This is a genomic window from Mycobacterium sp. E1715 (genome assembly GCF_001667625.1).
Classification (GTDB): domain Bacteria; phylum Actinomycetota; class Actinomycetes; order Mycobacteriales; family Mycobacteriaceae; genus Mycobacterium.
The window spans coordinates 1-15,837 of the sequence record NZ_LZJJ01000304.1; the positions used below are offsets into that span (position 1 = coordinate 1).

Annotated in this window: 14 protein-coding genes and 3 pseudogenes; 9 read left to right on the top strand and 8 right to left on the bottom strand. The window is 68.9% G+C overall.

The annotated features are described in order from the left end of the window. A pseudogene (locus A9X03_RS29285) lies at positions 1 to 433 on the top strand (hypothetical protein); the annotation flags it as partial. A 12-nt stretch (positions 434 to 445) separates the two neighbouring features. Here the strand turns inward: A9X03_RS29285 and A9X03_RS15425 are convergent. After that, entirely contained in the window at positions 446 to 949 is a 504-nt protein-coding gene (locus A9X03_RS15425; RefSeq protein WP_067761280.1) for a hypothetical protein, read from the bottom strand. A gap of 49 nt (positions 950 to 998) precedes the next feature. Between A9X03_RS15425 and A9X03_RS15430 the strand changes: the two genes are divergently transcribed. Further along, on the top strand, positions 999 to 2,390 hold the full coding sequence (locus tag A9X03_RS15430) for a DNA polymerase IV (RefSeq protein WP_197505071.1): 1,392 nt from the start codon (positions 999 to 1,001) through the stop codon (positions 2,388 to 2,390). Here the strand turns inward: A9X03_RS15430 and A9X03_RS15435 are convergent. After that, positions 2,355 to 3,281 carry an asparaginase gene (locus A9X03_RS15435; RefSeq protein ID WP_068016276.1) on the bottom strand — a complete coding sequence of 309 codons (927 nt, stop codon included), beginning with the start codon at positions 3,279 to 3,281 and terminating at the stop codon, positions 2,355 to 2,357. The genes A9X03_RS15430 and A9X03_RS15435 overlap by 36 nt on opposite strands. Positions 3,282 to 3,370: 89 nt before the next feature. On the opposite strand from A9X03_RS15435, the gene lspA reads away from it, so the two are divergent. Then, positions 3,371 to 3,949 (top strand): signal peptidase II, encoded by a 579-nt coding sequence (gene lspA, locus A9X03_RS15440; RefSeq protein ID WP_082950500.1) that lies wholly within the window; start codon positions 3,371 to 3,373, stop codon positions 3,947 to 3,949. Beyond that, positions 3,946 to 4,872 (top strand): RluA family pseudouridine synthase, encoded by a 927-nt coding sequence (locus A9X03_RS15445; RefSeq protein WP_067761289.1) that lies wholly within the window; start codon positions 3,946 to 3,948, stop codon positions 4,870 to 4,872. The genes lspA and A9X03_RS15445 overlap by 4 nt, the downstream gene beginning before the upstream one ends. Before the next feature lie 76 nt (positions 4,873 to 4,948). Here A9X03_RS15445 and A9X03_RS15450 read toward each other — a convergent pair whose 3' ends face one another. From A9X03_RS15450 to A9X03_RS15460, 3 genes are all read right to left on the bottom strand, one after another. Then, a complete protein-coding gene (locus A9X03_RS15450) occupies positions 4,949 to 5,710 on the bottom strand; it encodes a class I SAM-dependent methyltransferase (protein ID WP_067761324.1) in 762 nt (253 codons plus the stop codon). Positions 5,711 to 5,731: 21 nt separating this feature from the next. Beyond that, entirely contained in the window at positions 5,732 to 6,286 is a 555-nt protein-coding gene (locus tag A9X03_RS15455; protein ID WP_067783558.1) for a VOC family protein, read from the bottom strand. Between the two features lie 121 nt (positions 6,287 to 6,407). After that, on the bottom strand, positions 6,408 to 7,274 hold the full coding sequence (locus A9X03_RS15460; protein WP_197696090.1) for an AraC family transcriptional regulator: 867 nt from the start codon (positions 7,272 to 7,274) through the stop codon (positions 6,408 to 6,410). A gap of 296 nt (positions 7,275 to 7,570) precedes the next feature. Between A9X03_RS15460 and A9X03_RS15465 the strand changes: the two genes are divergently transcribed. Next, a complete protein-coding gene (locus tag A9X03_RS15465; RefSeq protein WP_082950502.1) occupies positions 7,571 to 8,641 on the top strand; it encodes an NAD(P)-dependent alcohol dehydrogenase in 1,071 nt (356 codons plus the stop codon). 23 nt (positions 8,642 to 8,664) lie between these two features. On the opposite strand, the gene A9X03_RS15470 is transcribed toward A9X03_RS15465, so the two are convergent. Beyond that, positions 8,665 to 9,288, bottom strand: coding sequence for an MliC family protein (locus A9X03_RS15470; protein WP_067761295.1), 624 nt, complete (start codon positions 9,286 to 9,288; stop codon positions 8,665 to 8,667). A 90-nt stretch (positions 9,289 to 9,378) separates the two neighbouring features. Further along, a complete protein-coding gene (locus A9X03_RS15475) occupies positions 9,379 to 9,789 on the bottom strand; it encodes a group 1 truncated hemoglobin (RefSeq protein WP_067761299.1) in 411 nt (136 codons plus the stop codon). A gap of 285 nt (positions 9,790 to 10,074) precedes the next feature. Between A9X03_RS15475 and A9X03_RS15480 the strand changes: the two genes are divergently transcribed. From A9X03_RS15480 to dnaE, 4 genes and pseudogenes are all read left to right on the top strand, one after another. Next, positions 10,075 to 11,115 (top strand): SDR family NAD(P)-dependent oxidoreductase, encoded by a 1,041-nt coding sequence (locus A9X03_RS15480; protein ID WP_067761302.1) that lies wholly within the window; start codon positions 10,075 to 10,077, stop codon positions 11,113 to 11,115. 4 nt (positions 11,116 to 11,119) lie between these two features. Continuing rightward, positions 11,120 to 11,923 carry an SDR family oxidoreductase gene (locus tag A9X03_RS15485; protein WP_067761305.1) on the top strand — a complete coding sequence of 268 codons (804 nt, stop codon included), beginning with the start codon at positions 11,120 to 11,122 and terminating at the stop codon, positions 11,921 to 11,923. Positions 11,924 to 11,998: 75 nt separating this feature from the next. Then, the gene (locus tag A9X03_RS15490; RefSeq protein ID WP_067761308.1) at positions 11,999 to 12,430 is read left to right on the top strand and encodes an SRPBCC family protein; all 432 of its coding nucleotides are present in this window, start codon (positions 11,999 to 12,001) and stop codon (positions 12,428 to 12,430) included. Between the two features lie 103 nt (positions 12,431 to 12,533). After that, positions 12,534 to 15,686, top strand: a pseudogene (gene dnaE, locus A9X03_RS15495) (DNA polymerase III subunit alpha); the annotation flags it as partial. Here the strand turns inward: dnaE and A9X03_RS30850 are convergent. Beyond that, a pseudogene (locus tag A9X03_RS30850) lies at positions 15,680 to 15,837 on the bottom strand (hypothetical protein); the annotation flags it as partial. The pseudogenes dnaE and A9X03_RS30850 sit on opposite strands and share 7 nt — an antisense overlap.

A 15,837-nucleotide genomic window follows, 5' to 3' on the forward strand; every position in this document is an offset into this window, starting at 1 on the left:
CGCCGACACCCGCCGCGCGCGCCCGCCGCCCGCTCCCACCCCCCCCCCCGCGCCCCACCCCCCCCGCCCCGACCCCGCCGGCCACCCCCCGGACGCGGGGCACGTGGCACCCGGGGCCGTCAGCGGTGGGGACGCGCCCGTGGTGGTCGTGCCCGCGCCGGCCCGCGCGGCGCCCCCGGCCGATCCGGGCCCACCGCCGCCCCCTCCCAACGTGACCGTCAACGCTCCGCCGGTGCTGGTGCCCGTGCCCGTTCCGGTATGGGTGCCGCCCAAGCAAGGTGGCAGTCAGCAGGGCGGTGGTCAGCAGCAGGGCGGCGGTCAGCCCGCGCCGAGCGGCCACGGGCCGATCCAGTGTTACGCCTGCCACCCACCGGTCCCGCAACAGCCGGTTCACCCGCAGCCGGTTCACCCGGAGCCGCTGCAGCATCCCTGAGCGAGCGGTGCGCTATCGGGCCGTTCGCGAGCGCAGCGCCCGGTGGGCGTGTGGCCAGAAGGGCATGCCCGCCACGACGGTCGCGCCGGTGGCAATGAGGCCGACCGCGACGTCGACGCTCTCGCGGCCATCGCTTGCCCAGTAGACGTCCTTGAGGTCCAAGAGCAGGGCGAGCTCGTCGACGATCATGGCGTTCGCGGCGCCGTACGCGACGGCCGCCGCGGGATGCCGCCGTTGCTTGTCGGTTCCGCGTAGGCCCACAGCGCCGACCGTGGCCAGCATCCCGATGCCGATGTTGTAGTGGTGAAAATGCCTGCCGCCCATGGACATACCACCACCCGAGGGGCCATGGCCGGCGCGGATCCAGTGCGTGAGCGCCCGCAGCCCGGCGAACGTGAGCGTGAACGACGTCCAGGCCAGCACCGTGGCCTGCTCGCCGGGTTGCAGCCGCTGGTTCCATTGGTGGCGCAGGCGCTCCCACCGGGACCTCGGTGCGTCGGTGCCGTGAGGCTCCATACCCAACGACGCTAGACCAATAGCATTCCGAAGTGTGGAGTCCCGTTGGGTGCTGCACCTGGACATGGATGCCTTCTTCGCCTCCGTCGAACAACTGACGCGGCCGACGCTGCGGGGCCGGCCGGTGCTGGTCGGCGGCCTGGGCGGGCGGGGCGTGGTGGCCGGGGCCAGCTACGAAGCCCGCGTGTACGGCGCGCGCTCTGCCATGCCGATGCACCAGGCCCGCCGGCTGATCGGCGTGACCGCGGTGGTGCTGCCGCCGCGCGGGGTGGTGTACGGGGTGGCCAGCCGGCGGGTCTTCGACACCGTGCGCAGCGTGGTGCCCGTCGTCGAGCAGCTGTCGTTCGACGAGGGCTTCGGCGAGCCGCCCGACCTCGCGGGCGCGTCCGCCGAGGATGTCGAGGCGTTCTGCGAAGGCCTGCGGCGACGGGTCCGCGAGGAGACGGGCCTGATCGCGTCGGTCGGCGCCGGCTCGGGGAAGCAGATCGCCAAGATCGCGTCCGGGCTGGCGAAACCCGACGGAATTCGGGTCGTCTCGCGCGCCGAGGAACGGTCGCTGCTCGGGGGTCTGCCGGTGCGGCGGCTGTGGGGCATCGGTCCGGTCGCCGAGGAGAAGCTCAACCGGCTCGGCATCGAGACCATCGGCCAGCTGGCCGCGCTGACCGACGCCGAGGCCGCCAATATCCTGGGCGCGACGATCGGCCCGGCGCTGCACCGCCTGGCCCGCGGCATCGACGACCGCCCGGTCGCCGAGCGCGCCGAGGCCAAGCAGATCAGCTCCGAATCCACCTTCGCCGTCGACCTGACCACCCTGGAGCAGCTGCGCGAGGCGATTGACCCGATCGCCGAGCACGCGCATCAGCGCCTGCTGCGCGACGGGCGCGGCGCCCGCACCGTCACCGTGAAGCTGAAGAAGTCCGACATGAGCACGCTGACCCGGTCGGCCACGCTGCCGTACGCGACGACGGAGGCCGGCGCGCTGGTCGCCGTGGCCCGGCGGCTGCTGCTCGACCCTCGCGAGATCGGCCCGATTCGCCTTCTTGGCGTGGGGTTTTCGGGGTTGAGCGACGTGCGGCAGGAGTCGCTGTTCCCGGATCTGGACCTGGCGGGGGAGGACCACCCCGCGGAGACGGTGGCGACCGCGGCGGAGGCGATGTTCGCCGCGGCGCCCGGGGAGGGCTGGCGGGTCGGCGACGACGTCACGCATCCCGAGCTCGGGCACGGCTGGGTGCAGGGCGCGGGCCACGGCGTGGTCACCGCGCGGTTCGAGACCCGCAGCTCCGGCCCCGGCCCGGCCCGCACGTTCCCCGCCGACACCGCCGAGCTGACCAAAGCCAACCCCGTCGATTCCCTGGACTGGCCGGACTACCTGGGCGTGCTGCAGGCCCTGGACGCGAACGCCCCGTCAGCCCCAGCGGGCGATGACGTCGCCGACCGGTAGCCGCGCGGCCAGCGCGGCCATCATCAGCACCCGCGCCTGCGGCGGTCGTAGGCGGGGCACCATCACCGCGCCGGCGGCCGCCATCTGGTGCCCGGGCCCATAGGCGGCACCGACGCTCCCTCCGGGGACGCGGGTGGACACCGCGACGGCGACGCCGGCGCGGCAGTGCCGGGTCACCGCGTCGACCACCGCGTCGCCGGCGTTGCCCGAACCCAGCGCCTCGAGCACCACGCCCTTGGCCCCGGCCGCCACGCAGGCGTCGAGGGCCACCCCGTCGCTGCCCAGGTAGGCGGCGACGATGTCGACGCGCGGCGCGTCCGCCGCGCTGAGATCCCCGAGCTGAGGCCGTGTCTTGGTGACGGCCAGCGTGAGACCGCCGTTCACCGTGCCGATCAGCTCACCGGCGAATCCGGTCAGGTCGTTGGTCGCCACCTTGGTCAGCCCCAGCGGCTGCAAGACCCGGCCGGCGAAACACACCAGCACGCCCAGACCCCGCGCGCCGGGGCTGCCCGCCACGGCGAGGGCCGCACGCAGGTTGGCCGGGCCGTCGGCGTCGGGGGCGTCGGCGCTGCGCATCGCGCCGGTCAGTACCACCGGAACGTCGCCCGCGTGGGTGAGCTCGAGCCACAGCGCGCTCTCCTCCATGGTGTCGGTGCCGTGGGTGACCACCACACCGTCGGCGCCGCCGTCGATCGCCGCGCGCACGGCGCGGCGGATCCGGTCCCAATCCGCGGGCACCAGCTGCGAGCTGTCCAGCGCCAGCACGTCGACGACGTCGACGTCTAGGCCGGCGGCCAGGTCGGCCGCGCCATAAGCGGGCCGGTGCACGCCGTCCGCGCCGGTGCCGGTCGATATCGTGCCTCCGGTGGCGATGACGGTGAGCCGGCCCATGGTGAAATCATCGCGCACGCCAACCGCGAACATCGGCCAGCCCTCGTCGGCATTGGGGGATCGCGTGGGCATTGGGGGATGATGTGAGAGTGCCCGAGGAACCATCGACTGAGCCAGTGACCTCAACCGAGCAGGCCGGCGACGGCGCGGCCGCCGAGCCGCAGCGGCCGCCGAGGCGGCTGCGCCTGCTGCTGTCGGTGGCGGCGATCGTCTTGGCCCTGGACATCGTCACCAAGGTGCTGGCCGTCAAGCTGCTGCCGCCCGGTCAGCCGGTGCCCATCATCGGCGACACGGTCACCTGGACGCTGGTCCGCAACTCCGGTGCCGCGTTCTCGATGGCGACCGGCTACACCTGGGTGCTGACGCTGATCGCGACCGGCGTGGTGGCCGGCATCTTCTGGATGGGCCGGCGGCTGGTGTCGCCCTGGTGGGCGGTCGGGCTGGGCATGATCCTCGGCGGCGCCATGGGCAACCTGGTCGATCGCTTCTTCCGGGCGCCCGGGCCGCTGCGCGGCCACGTCGTGGACTTCCTGTCGGTCGGGTGGTGGCCGGTGTTCAACGTCGCCGACCCCTCGGTGGTGGGCGGCGCCATCCTCCTGGTGGTGCTGTCGGTCTTCGGCTACGACTTCGACACGGTCGGCAGGCGGAAGGCCGACCAGCGCCGATGACGCACCGTTCCATGCCCGTCCCCGAGGGGCTGGCGGGCATGCGCGTGGACGCGGGCCTCGCGCGGCTGCTGGGCCTGTCCCGCAGCGCCGCCGCGGCGCTGGCCGAAGACGGCGGGGTGGAACTCGACGGCGTGCAGGCGGGCAAATCCGACCGGCTGACCGGCGGCGCGTGGCTTCAGGTCCGGTTGCCCGAAGCGCCGCCGCCGGTGGAGAACACGCCGGTCGAGATCGAGGGCATGACGATTCTGTATTCCGACGACGACATCGTCGCGGTCGACAAGCCCGCCGCGGTGGCCGCGCACGCGTCGGTGGGCTGGACCGGACCGACGGTGCTCGGCGGACTGGCCGCGGCCGGTTACCGGATCACCACGTCCGGCGTGCCCGAGCGGCAGGGCATCGTGCATCGCCTCGACGTCGGCACCTCCGGGGTGATGGTGGTGGCGCTCTCCGAGCGCGCCTACACCGTGCTGAAGCGCGCGTTCAAACAGCGCACTGTCGACAAGCGTTATCACGCGCTGGTGCAGGGCCATCCGGACCCGTCGAGCGGCACGATCGACGCTCCGATCGGGCGGCACCGCGGCGGCGAGTGGAAGTTCGCGGTCACGACGAACGGCCGGCACAGTCTCACCCACTACGACACCATCGAGGCCTTCGTCGCCGCCAGCCTGCTCGACGTGCACCTGGAAACCGGCCGCACGCACCAGATTCGGGTGCATTTCTCCGCGCTGCATCACCCGTGCTGCGGTGACCTGGTCTACGGGGCGGATCCTAAGCTCGCGAAAAGGCTTGGGCTCCAACGGCAATGGCTGCACGCCCGGTCGCTGTCGTTCGCCCACCCGGCCGACGGCAGGCGGATGGAGATCGTCAGCCCCTACCCGGCCGATCTGCAGCACGCGCTGGACGTGCTGCGCGCCGAGGGCTGATCATTCTGATGGTCGCGACCCGTCCCCCAAGCTTCGCTGGGGGTGCCCCCAGCGCCCGGCTTCGCCGCGCTTGCGATCACTCGGCCGGCTTGCGCGCCTCGACGAGCAGCCGCGTGGAGTACGCGACGAACGGCCCGTCGGCCTCGATGCGCTCGTGCAGTTCGCGCAGCCGATCCCGGTAGGCGTCGACCGTGAAGTCCGGCACCGTCCAAATCACCTTGCGCAGGAAGTAGATAACGGCGCCGACGTCGAAGAACTCGGCCCGCATCCGCTCCATCCGGATGTCGACGACCTCCATCCCGGCGGCTTCGGCCTCGGCGCGCTGGACGTCGGGGTGTAGTTCGGCCCATTTTTCCGGTTGCGGCCCGATGAAGTACTCGACCAGTTCGGCCATCGTCGCGGGCCCGATCTGCTGGGCGAAGTAGGTGCCGCCCGGCCGCAGCACCCGCGCGATCTCGGCCCATCGCACCTCGATGGGATGGCGGCTGGTCACCAGGTCGAAGGCCGCGTCGGCGAACGGCAGCCCCGGCTCGTGGCCGGTCAACACCACCACCACGCCGCGGGGATGCAGGCGTCGGGTGGCCAGCGCCGCGTTGGGCGGCCACGATTCCGTCGCGGCCATCGCGGGCGGAAACCGCTCCGCGCCCGCGAGCACCTCGCCACCGCCGGTGTCGATGTCGCACGCGGCCGACACGCTCGCCAGCCGCCGGCTCATCTGACGCTGATACCCCCACGAGGGGCGTTCCTCGGTGGCGCGCCCGTCCAGCCAGGAGAAGTCCCAGCCGTCGACGGGGGCGGCATCGGCCTCGGCCACGAGGTCGTCGAATGTGCGGACCATGTCGAGCATGCTAGGCAGCGCTCAGGGCTGGTGATTACCGGCCTTGCCGTTCACCTGCGCAAGGGTGCTCCAAATCTGAGATGTGCCGTGCGAATAGATTTCGACGATGTTGCCGAAGGGGTCTTCGCAGTAGCACACATAGAATCCGATGCCGGGCGCGAACTCCCACACCGCGCTGCGTTGTCTGCCGCCGCTCTCCGCGATGCGCCGCGCAAGGCCTTCGACGTCGGGGTCGATGACGCAGAAGTGGAACGTACCGGTCTTGTGCAAGTAGAACTGTGTGTTCTCGTCAGCTGCCCGCTGCTCGGGTTTGGGTTCGGAGAACTCAAACAACTCCAGGCCGACACCATTGCCCGCGTCCATCATGGCGATCCTGCCGGATACCACGTGGGGGCCCAGCATGTCCGCGACCAGCTCGCCGAAGTAACCCTCGCCCGCGGTGTACTCCTGCGGCTCGTGCAGGAGTTGGAAGCCGAGGACGCGTTGGTACCAGTCGATGGCCGCCTCCGCATCGGTGACGGTCACACCGACATGAGTGATCGTTCGTGGCTGCACTTTCGCGATCGGTTCGGCCATCGGTGTCCCCCTTGGTGACGAGTTGGCAATTGCGCTCTCACTGCATCACGAAGTGAGCCCCGAATGGGCGCTGGTCCTCGAAGCCGTTACTGATCCGGTCGCTTTCTTGTATCGGCGGCCCTCAGCGGGCGGACTGGCGGCTGGCGTAACCGCGCGGCGTGGCGCCGAACCGGGTTCGGAACTCGCTGATGAAATGGGACACGTTGACGTAGCCGACCCGGTGGGCGATCTCGGTCACGGCCCATCTTCGATCCAGAACCAGTTCGCGCGCTCGGTTCAGCCGGACGTCTTTGACGTACTGATACGGCGACGATCCCGTCACCTCGCGGAACGCTCTGGTGAATGCGGATGAGCTCAGGCCCACCTCCGCGGCGAGGGTCGCGACCGTGATCGGCTCGGCCCAATGCTCATTGATGTAGGTCAGTGCCGCGCCGATGGGATTACCGGCCGCTTGCTGGGTGGCGAAGTGCAGCATCCGCGCAAACTGTTCGCGCTGCAGGACCCGATACACCAACTCGCGCACATACAAGGGCGCCAGCACTCGCCGGTCGACCTCGGTCGAGAGCGACCGCACGAACCGCAGGACCGAGCTCATGACTTCGTCGTCGAGCGCGGAGACGACGCACGATTCGGTGAGCTCCGGTACCGACGCCGCCTCGGCGCCCCGCCCGCCCGGCATCTTCTCGGTGATCTCGCGAACGGTAGACGGATCCACCTCCAGCACCATGCATAGGCAGGGCTTGCGCGGCGATGCCTCGAGCACCTCGCTCTGGAAGTGCACATCGCCGTTGATCACCAGGTAGCTGAACTGGTCGTAGACGTGACGCCGGCCCATCTCGATGACGGCCTTGCGGCCCTGCGCGACGAGTCCGATCGACAGTCCCCGGATCTCCTGCCACTCGGGTTCGGTGGGCTCGGTGAATCGGTAGATGGTCAGACCGGGCCACAGCCCGACGTTCGCGCCGGGATGCGGTGCGCGCGCAGTCAATTCGGCGACGAGATCACCGGAAGTGAGGTGATGTTCGATGTTTTCGGCGGCGGTCAGGTCAACACCCCCCTTGGCGTCAGCACACCGCGGGGGCCGGAACCGCTCCGCAAAGAAAAAGGTAGCCGAATACGAGGGCCCTCGCTGGGTGAGTGTCACCGCGCGGGATCGAAACCGGCAAACATCGGGCAGGAATCTTGTACCGCGGCCGCCGACGATCCGGTTGGCTATTGATCATCCTTCGGGCGGACCTATTCCCGGCGTAATCGCCGGTTACTTGCGGATATCGAGGAGACATCATGGCGATGCGGGCAGCACGCATGCACGGATACAACCAGCCGCTGGAGATCGACGAAGTGCCGGTTCCCGATGTCGGGCGAAGCCAGGTCCTGATCAAGGTCGCCGCGACGGGCATGTGCCGCAGCGACTATCAGCTGTTGGATGGCTACTTCCGCGACGGTCTCCCGGTGGACTTCCCGTTCATCCCGGGGCACGAAGTGGCGGGCACCATCACCGAGGTGGGCGCCGACGTGCCGGATTCCGCCGGCATCGGCGAGGGAGACCTTGTCGTGGTGGACCCGAACTGGGGGGACGGCACGTGCCGGCAGTGCCACGAAGGCAACCAGCAACTGTGCGCCGACGGGCAACTCGTCGGGTTCGGACCCAACGGGGGCTTCGCCGAGTACATGGTCGCCCCGTACGACCACGTGATCTCGGTCGCCGATCAACCGGATGCCGACCCCCGGTACCTGGCCCCGCTGACCGATGCGGGCCTCACTCCGTACCGCGGCATGAAGAAGTTGCGCGACGCGGGCAAACTCGGCGCCGGCCGTACGGTCGTCATCAACGGCATCGGCGGTCTGGGCAGCTACGCGGTGCAATACGCCCGGCTACTCGGTGGCGGCGCGACCGTGCTCGGATTCGCCCGGAGCGATGAAAAACTCAAGGTCGCAACCGAACACGGCGCGCATCACACCGTGAACGTCCGGGACAAATCCGTCGAGGACGTGCAGAACGAGCTCGAGGACCTGACCGGCCGACGCACCGTCGACGCGGTGCTGGACTGCGCCGGGTCCACCGAGTCCCTGGGATTGGCGGCCGCGATTCTCGAGACGGAGGGTGCGCTATCGCAGGTGGGCCTCATGGGCCAGCGGGTGGAGCTCCCGTTGTTTCCGTTCGTCAGCGGAGAGAAGTCGTACTTCGGCTCGTTCTGGGGCAATTACAACGACCTTCGGGAGGTGCTCGCGCTTGCCAGCCAAGGCCTGATCAAGCACCACGTGGTCCCGGTCAGGCTCGACGACATCAACGACAACCTGGAAGCCCTGGGCCGGGGCGACATCGTCGGCCGGGCCGTGGTCGTCTTCGACTGACCGCTGGCCGGCGGCGCGCCGAATCACGGCGCGCGGCAGACGAATTTGGTGCCGTTGAGGTCGAGCTTGACCTCGCCCTGGTGCTCCCAGTATTCCGAGCCCTGCCGGCCGTACCTGGCGCCGCTGCCGGACGGCTCTTGGAACAGGATCTGCTGGTTGCCCTTCCAGTCGAGCACCGCCGCGGGCGGGTCGAACTCGTTGTAGAACTGCGCGGTCAACGGTCCGGTGTCCGCGGGGCACTGGTAGCTGACGACGGGCGGGCTCAAGGTGCCGGGGTCGGCGATGGCCAACTGGACCAGCCGCGTCTGATACGCCTCGGTCAGGCACGTGCGCATCTCGGGGTTTTGTGCACAGCCGTCCCGCCCGCTCGCCCAGTTGTTCTGCGCGCTGGCCAGCGCGGCTTGGTCCGCGCCGGGCCGGCCGAGCGCCTCCTGGTAGGCGGCCTGGACCCGATGGTCGAGATCGCTGAGGTGCGGATCGGTGCACACCTGCCGCTGGGCCGCGTTCGCCGGGGTGGCGCAGTCGAGCGGCGCCGCGGTCGGCGGGGCAGTGGTGGTCGCCGACGTGGTGGTGGCCGGCGCCGGGGTCGTCTTCGCGCCGCAGGCGCTCAGCACCAGGGCCGCAACGATGACGGCGAGCAGTCGCATACGTGCTGACTACCGCCTGCCGGGCGCACCGTCGGCGCGACACGCCGAAATGCGCGACCGCAACCGCCGCGGCGATCCCGGCGGGGACGGTCAGACCGTGGCCGTGTTGGCCTCGCCCGTCGCGATCTCGGGGGCCAGCGGCGCGATCGCGCCGATGATCGCGGTGACCGTTTCGGACGGCACCCCGGCCGCGGCCAGTGCGTCCGACAGGTGCCCGGCCACCAGGTTGAAGTGGTACATGGTGATCCCGCGCCCCTGGTGGACCTGCTTCATCGGCGCGCCGGTATAGGGCTCGGGGCCCCCGAGCGCGGCGGCGAAGAACTCGACCTGCTTGCCCTTGAGCCGGTTCATGTTGGTCCCGGTGAAAAAGCCCGCGAGTTGGTCGTCGGCGAGCACACGAACGTAGAAGTCCTCGACCACGACTTCGATTGCCTCGTGGCCGCCGATCCGGTCGTAGATGGTGCCCGGCTGTGGCTTGTGGAAGCGTGCCAGAATTTTCATAAGTCCGATTGGAACATTTCGGCGTTGCCCACCAGTTAGTTCGCAATCACGCTCGGATGTCCTTGCGTAACAACCGGATTGCTCACCCATGACGGCCCCGCCCGCCGCGGCGTGAGATGTGCGGCGCGCTTTACATGCCGGAAATCTGCATCGAGTGGGGGCGCTGATGTCCTAGGTTGGCTTTATGACTCGCGTCACAACATTCACACAGCCCCGCAAGGCGGTCGTGGTCAACGGGCAGGCCAGTTGCGGTCGGGGGGCCGACATCATCAGGAGCGAAAGCCAATGAATCTCGGCGACATCACCAACATGGTCGAAAAGCCGCTCGCGAATCTGGTGGAGAAGCCGATCGCGGCGGTGTCCCACATCGTCAACACCCCCAACTCCGCGGGCCGCTACCGGCCGTTCTATCTGAGGAATCTGCTCGACGCGGTGCAGGGACGCACGCTCGACGAGGCGGTCAGTGGCAAGACCGTCCTGATCACCGGGGGATCGTCGGGCATCGGGGAGGCCGCCGCGAAGCGGATTGCGGAAGCGGGCGGTGAGGTGGTGCTCGTCGCGCGCACCCGGGAGAACCTGGAGAAGGTCGCCGCTGAAATCGAAGGCAACGGCGGCAGCGCCCACGTCTACCCGTGCGACCTGACCGACATGGACGCGATCGCCGCGATGGCCGACCAGGTGCTCAGCGACCTGGGCAGCGTCGACATCCTGATCAACAACGCGGGGCGGTCCATCCGGCGCTCGCTGGAGCTGTCCTACGACCGGATCCACGACTATCAGCGGACCATGCAGCTGAACTATCTGGGCGCGGTCCAGCTCATCCTCAAGTTCATCCCGGGGATGCGGGAGCGCGGCTTCGGGCACATCATCAACGTCTCCTCGGTCGGGGTGCAGACCCGCGCGCCGCGCTTCGGCGCCTACATCGCCAGCAAGGCCGCGCTGGACAGCCTGTGCGACTCCCTGCAGGCCGAGACCGTCAACGACGGCGTGAAGTTCACCACCGTGCACATGGCCCTGGTGCGCACCCCGATGATCAGCCCGACCACCCTGTACGACAAGTTCCCGGCGCTGACGCCGGATCAGGCGGCCGGGGTGATCGCGGACGCGATTGTGCACCGGCCGCGCCGGGCCAGCTCGCCGTTCGGTCAATTCGCCGCCGTCGCCGACGCGGTGAACCCGGCGGTGATGGACCGGGTGCGCAACCGCGCGTTCGCCATGTTCGGCGACTCCCATGCCGCCAAGGGGGACGAATCATCAAGCGACTCACCGCAATTCGACAAACGCAGCGAGACGTTTGTGCGGGCGACTCGCGGGATACATTGGTGACATCATGAGCCTTCCGAAACCCGACATTCAGACCACTGTCGTCATCACCGGCGCCTCGTCCGGCATCGGCGCCGAACTGGCTCGCGGGCTGGCCCGCCGGGGCTTCCCGCTGCTGCTGGTGGCGCGGCGCCGCGAGCGTCTCGACGAACTCGCCAACGAGGTGGGCCAGGAATACTCGGTGGCGGTCGAGGTGCTGCCGCTGGACCTCGGCGATCCCAAGGGCCGCGCCAAGCTGGCCGATCGGCTGCGCGCCGAGCCCATCGCCGGGCTGTGCAACAGCGCCGGGTTCGGCACCAGCGGGGTCTTCCACGAGCTGCCGCTCGAGCGGGAAAGCGAGGAGGTGACCCTCAACTCGCTGGCGCTGATGGAGCTCACCCACGCGGCCCTGCCCGGCATGGTCGAGCGCGGGGCCGGGGCGGTGATGAACATCGCGTCGATCGCCGGCTTCCAGCCGGTGCCCTACATGGCGGTCTATTCGGCGACCAAGGCGTTCGTGCAGACGTTCTCCGAGGCGGTGCACGAGGAGTTGCACGGGACCGGGGTGTCGGTCACGTGCCTGTGCCCCGGGCCGGTGCCGACCGAATGGGCGGAGATCGCCAACGCCGAGCGGTTCAGCATCCCCATCGCGCAGGTCTCGCCCCGCGACGTCGCCGAGGCGGCGATCGGCGGCATGCTGTCCGGCCGGCGCACCGTGGTGCCCGGCGTCGTGCCCAAGGTCGTCAGCACCGGCGGCCGGTTCGCCCCGCGCAGCCTGCTGCTGCCCGGGATCCGGATCGGCAACCGCTTTCGCGGCGGACCAAACCGCTGAGCCTGCGTCGGTCGCCCGGTCACCGTGGTCACTTGCGCCGGGCGATCGACGAAGCGGCCGCGCTAGGCTCCGCTCATGGCCGCCGTTGACCTGACCGCCGACATGCCGATGAGCCCGCAAGAAATGTGGGATCACGTCTCCGACCTGTCGGACCTGGGCGACTGGCTGGTGATGCACGAAGGGTGGCGCAGTGATCTGCCCGAGGAACTCGGAGAGGGCGTCCAGGTGGTGGGCGTGGCCCGGGCCAAGGGTTTCCGCAACCGGGTGACATGGACGGTGACGACGTGGGATCCGCCCCATGAGGTGGCGCTCTCGGGTTCGGGCAAGGGTGGCGCCAAGTACGCCGTGACGCTCACCGTGCGGGCCGCCGACGAGGGATCGACGCTGGGCCTGCGCCTCGAGTTGGGCGGGCGGGCGTTGTTCGGCCCGGTCGGTTCGGCGGCCGCGCGGGCGGTCAAGGGCGACGTGCAGAAGTCTTTGAAGAACTTCGTCGAGCTGTACGGCTAGAGCGCCGGGTGTCTGCACGCGGCGGGTCGCCGCGAATCAATAGCAGACACACTTCGCGACACGCCCGAAACCCGTCGGTGCTCAGTCATAGACTGGCGTCCCTATGACAGGTTCGATTCCTCCTCACGCAAGCGTTCGTCGCGAGTCGTCGTTCGTGCACCTGCATAACCACACCGAGTACTCGATGCTGGACGGGGCCGCGAAGATCACGCCGATGCTGGCCGAGGTGGAGCGGCTGGGAATGCCCGCGGTCGGGATGACCGACCACGGAAACATGTTCGGCGCCAGCGAGTTCTACAACGCCGCGGCCAAGGCGGGGATCAAGCCGATCATCGGGGTCGAGGCCTACATCGCGCCTGGCTCGCGTTTCGACACCCGCCGGATCACGTGGGGTGACCCCGGGCAGAAGTCCGACGACGTGTCGGGCAGCGGGTCCTACACGCACCTGACGATGGTGGCCGAGAACGCCACCGGCCTGCGCAACCTGTTCAAGCTGTCCTCGCTGGCCTCCTTCGAGGGCCAGCTCGGCAAGTGGTCGCGGATGGACGCCGAGCTCATCGCCGAACACGCCGAGGGAATCATCGCCACCACCGGGTGCCCGTCGGGCGAGGTGCAGACCCGCCTTCGGCTCGGGCATGACCGCGAGGCGCTGGAGTCGGCCGCCAAGTGGCGGGAGATCTTCGGCGCCGACAACTATTTCCTCGAGCTGATGGACCACGGCCTGTCCATCGAGCAGCGGGTCCGCGACGGCCTGCTCGAGATCGGCCGCAAGCTCGGCATCCCGCCGTTGGCCACCAACGACTGCCACTACGTCACCCGCGACCACTCGCACAACCACGAGGCGCTGCTGTGCGTGCAGACCGGCAAGACGCTGTCGGACCCCAACCGGTTCAAGTTCGACGGCGACGGCTACTACCTGAAGTCGGCCACCGAGATGCGCCAGATATGGGACGCGACGGTGCCGGGCGCGTGCGACTCGACGCTGCTGATCGCCGAGCGCGTGCAGCCCTACGACGACGTGTGGGCGCCGCGCGACCGGATGCCGATCTTCCCGGTGCCCGAGGGACACGACCAGGCGTCCTGGCTGCACCACGAGGTGATGGCCGGGCTGCGGCGGCGTTTCCCGTCCGGTGTCGGCCAGGACTACATCGACCGGGCCGAATACGAGATCAAGGTCATCTGCGACAAGGGCTTTCCGTCGTACTTCCTCATCGTCGCCGACCTGATCAACTACGCCCGCTCGGTCGACATCCGGGTGGGGCCGGGCCGCGGTTCGGCGGCCGGTTCGCTGGTGGCCTACGCGCTGGGCATCACCAACATCGACCCGATCCCGCACGGCCTGCTGTTCGAGCGGTTCCTCAACCCCGAGCGGCCGTCGGCGCCCGACATCGACATCGACTTCGACGACCGCCGGCGCGGTGAGATGGTGCGCTACGCCGCCGACAAGTGGGGCCAGGACCGGGTGGCCCAGGTCATCACCTTCGGCACCATCAAGACCAAAGCGGCGCTGAAGGATTCGGCTCGAATCCACTACGGCCAACCCGGCTTCGCCATCGCCGACCGGATCACCAAGGCGTTGCCGCCGCCGATCATGGCCAAGGACATCCCGCTGTCGGGCATCACCGATCCGAACCACGAGCGGTACAAGGAGGCCGCCGAGGTGCGCGGCCTGATCGAAACCGATCCCGACGTGCGCACCATCTACCAGACCGCGCGCGGCCTGGAGGGGCTGATCCGCAACGCCGGCGTGCACGCCTGCGCGGTGATCATGAGCAGCGAGCCGCTCACCGAGGCCATTCCGTTGTGGAAGCGGCCGCAGGACGGCGCCATCATCACCGGCTGGGACTACCCGTCGTGCGAGGCCATCGGCCTGCTGAAGATGGACTTCCTGGGCCTGCGCAACCTGACGATCATCGGCGACGCGCTGGAGAACATCAAGGCCAACAGGGGAATCGACCTCGACCTGGAATCGGTGCCGCTCGACGACAAGCCGACCTACGAGCTGCTGGGCCGCGGCGACACCCTGGGGGTGTTCCAGCTCGACGGCGGCCCGATGCGCGACCTGCTGCGGCGCATGCAACCCACCGAGTTCAACGACATCGTCGCGGTGCTGGCGCTGTACCGCCCGGGCCCGATGGGCATGAACGCCCACAACGACTACGCCGACCGCAAGAACAACCGCCAGGCGATCAAACCGATCCACCCGGAGCTCGAGGAGCCGCTGCGCGAGATCCTCTCGGAGACATACGGTCTGATCGTCTACCAAGAGCAGATCATGTTCATCGCCCAGAAGGTCGCCTCCTACACGATGGGCAAGGCCGACGCGCTGCGCAAAGCAATGGGCAAGAAGAAGCTCGAGGTGCTCGAGGCCGAGTACAAGGGTTTCTACGATGGCATGACCGCCAACGGGTTCTCCGAAAAAGCGGTGAAGGCGTTGTGGGACACGATCCTTCCCTTCGCCGGCTACGCGTTCAACAAGTCGCACGCGGCCGGCTACGGCCTGGTGTCCTACTGGACGGCCTACCTGAAGGCCAACTATCCGGCCGAATACATGGCCGGGCTGTTGACCTCGGTGGGCGACGACAAGGACAAGGCCGCGGTGTACCTGGCCGACTGCCGCAAACTCGGGATCACCGTCTTGCCGCCGGACGTCAACGAGTCCCTGGTGAACTTCGCGTCGGTCGGCCAGGACATCAGGTTCGGGCTGGGTGCGGTGCGCAACGTCGGCGCCAACGTGGTCGGTTCGCTGATCAAGACCCGCAACGAGAAGGGGAAGTTCACCGACTTCTCGGACTACCTGAACAAGATCGATGTCTCGGCCTGCAACAAGAAGGTGACGGAGTCGTTGATCAAGGCCGGCGCGTTCGACTCGCTGAGCCATGCCCGCAAGGGCCTCTTCCTGGTGCACACCGATGCCGTCGATTCGGTGCTGGGCACCAAAAAGGCCGAGGCGATGGGGCAATTCGACCTGTTCGGCGGCGATGACGGGTGCACCGAGTCGGTGTTCACCATCAAGGTGCCCGAGGACGAATGGGAAGACAAACACAAGCTGGCGCTGGAGCGCGAGATGCTGGGCCTGTACGTGTCGGGTCATCCCCTCAATGGCGTGGCGCACCTGCTGGCCGCCCAGGTGGACACCCAGATCCCGGCCATCCTGGACGGCGACGTCCCCAACGAGACGCAGGTGCGGGTGGGCGGCATCCTGGCGTCGGTCAACCGGCGGGTCAACAAGAACGGAATGCCCTGGGCGTCGGCGATGTCGGCGCCATAGGCGGAATATGCGTGCGGGAAGAACATCACCTCGATGCCACCGGTGAGGTCTTCCAATTGCGCCGACGCCCAGGGCATTCCGTTCTTGTTGACCCGCCGGTTGACCGACGCCAGGATGCCGCCCACCCGCACCTGCG

Excerpts from the sequence above, each read along its gene's own strand:
- A9X03_RS15425 (WP_067761280.1), bottom strand. The coding sequence starts at position 949 with ATGGAGCCTCACGGCACCGACGCACCGAGGTCCCGGTGGGAGCGCCTG.
- A9X03_RS15435 (WP_068016276.1), bottom strand. The coding sequence starts at position 3,281 with ATGGGCCGGCTCACCGTCATCGCCACCGGAGGCACGATATCGACCGGC.
- A9X03_RS15445 (WP_067761289.1), top strand. The coding sequence starts at position 3,946 with ATGACGCACCGTTCCATGCCCGTCCCCGAGGGGCTGGCGGGCATGCGC.
- A9X03_RS15450 (WP_067761324.1), bottom strand. The coding sequence starts at position 5,710 with ATGGTCCGCACATTCGACGACCTCGTGGCCGAGGCCGATGCCGCCCCC.
- A9X03_RS15455 (WP_067783558.1), bottom strand. The coding sequence starts at position 6,286 with ATGGCCGAACCGATCGCGAAAGTGCAGCCACGAACGATCACTCATGTC.
- A9X03_RS15465 (WP_082950502.1), top strand. The coding sequence starts at position 7,571 with ATGGCGATGCGGGCAGCACGCATGCACGGATACAACCAGCCGCTGGAG.
- A9X03_RS15470 (WP_067761295.1), bottom strand. The coding sequence starts at position 9,288 with ATGCGACTGCTCGCCGTCATCGTTGCGGCCCTGGTGCTGAGCGCCTGC.
- A9X03_RS15475 (WP_067761299.1), bottom strand. The coding sequence starts at position 9,789 with ATGAAAATTCTGGCACGCTTCCACAAGCCACAGCCGGGCACCATCTAC.
- A9X03_RS15480 (WP_067761302.1), top strand. The coding sequence starts at position 10,075 with ATGAATCTCGGCGACATCACCAACATGGTCGAAAAGCCGCTCGCGAAT.
- A9X03_RS15485 (WP_067761305.1), top strand. The coding sequence starts at position 11,120 with ATGAGCCTTCCGAAACCCGACATTCAGACCACTGTCGTCATCACCGGC.
- A9X03_RS15490 (WP_067761308.1), top strand. The coding sequence starts at position 11,999 with ATGGCCGCCGTTGACCTGACCGCCGACATGCCGATGAGCCCGCAAGAA.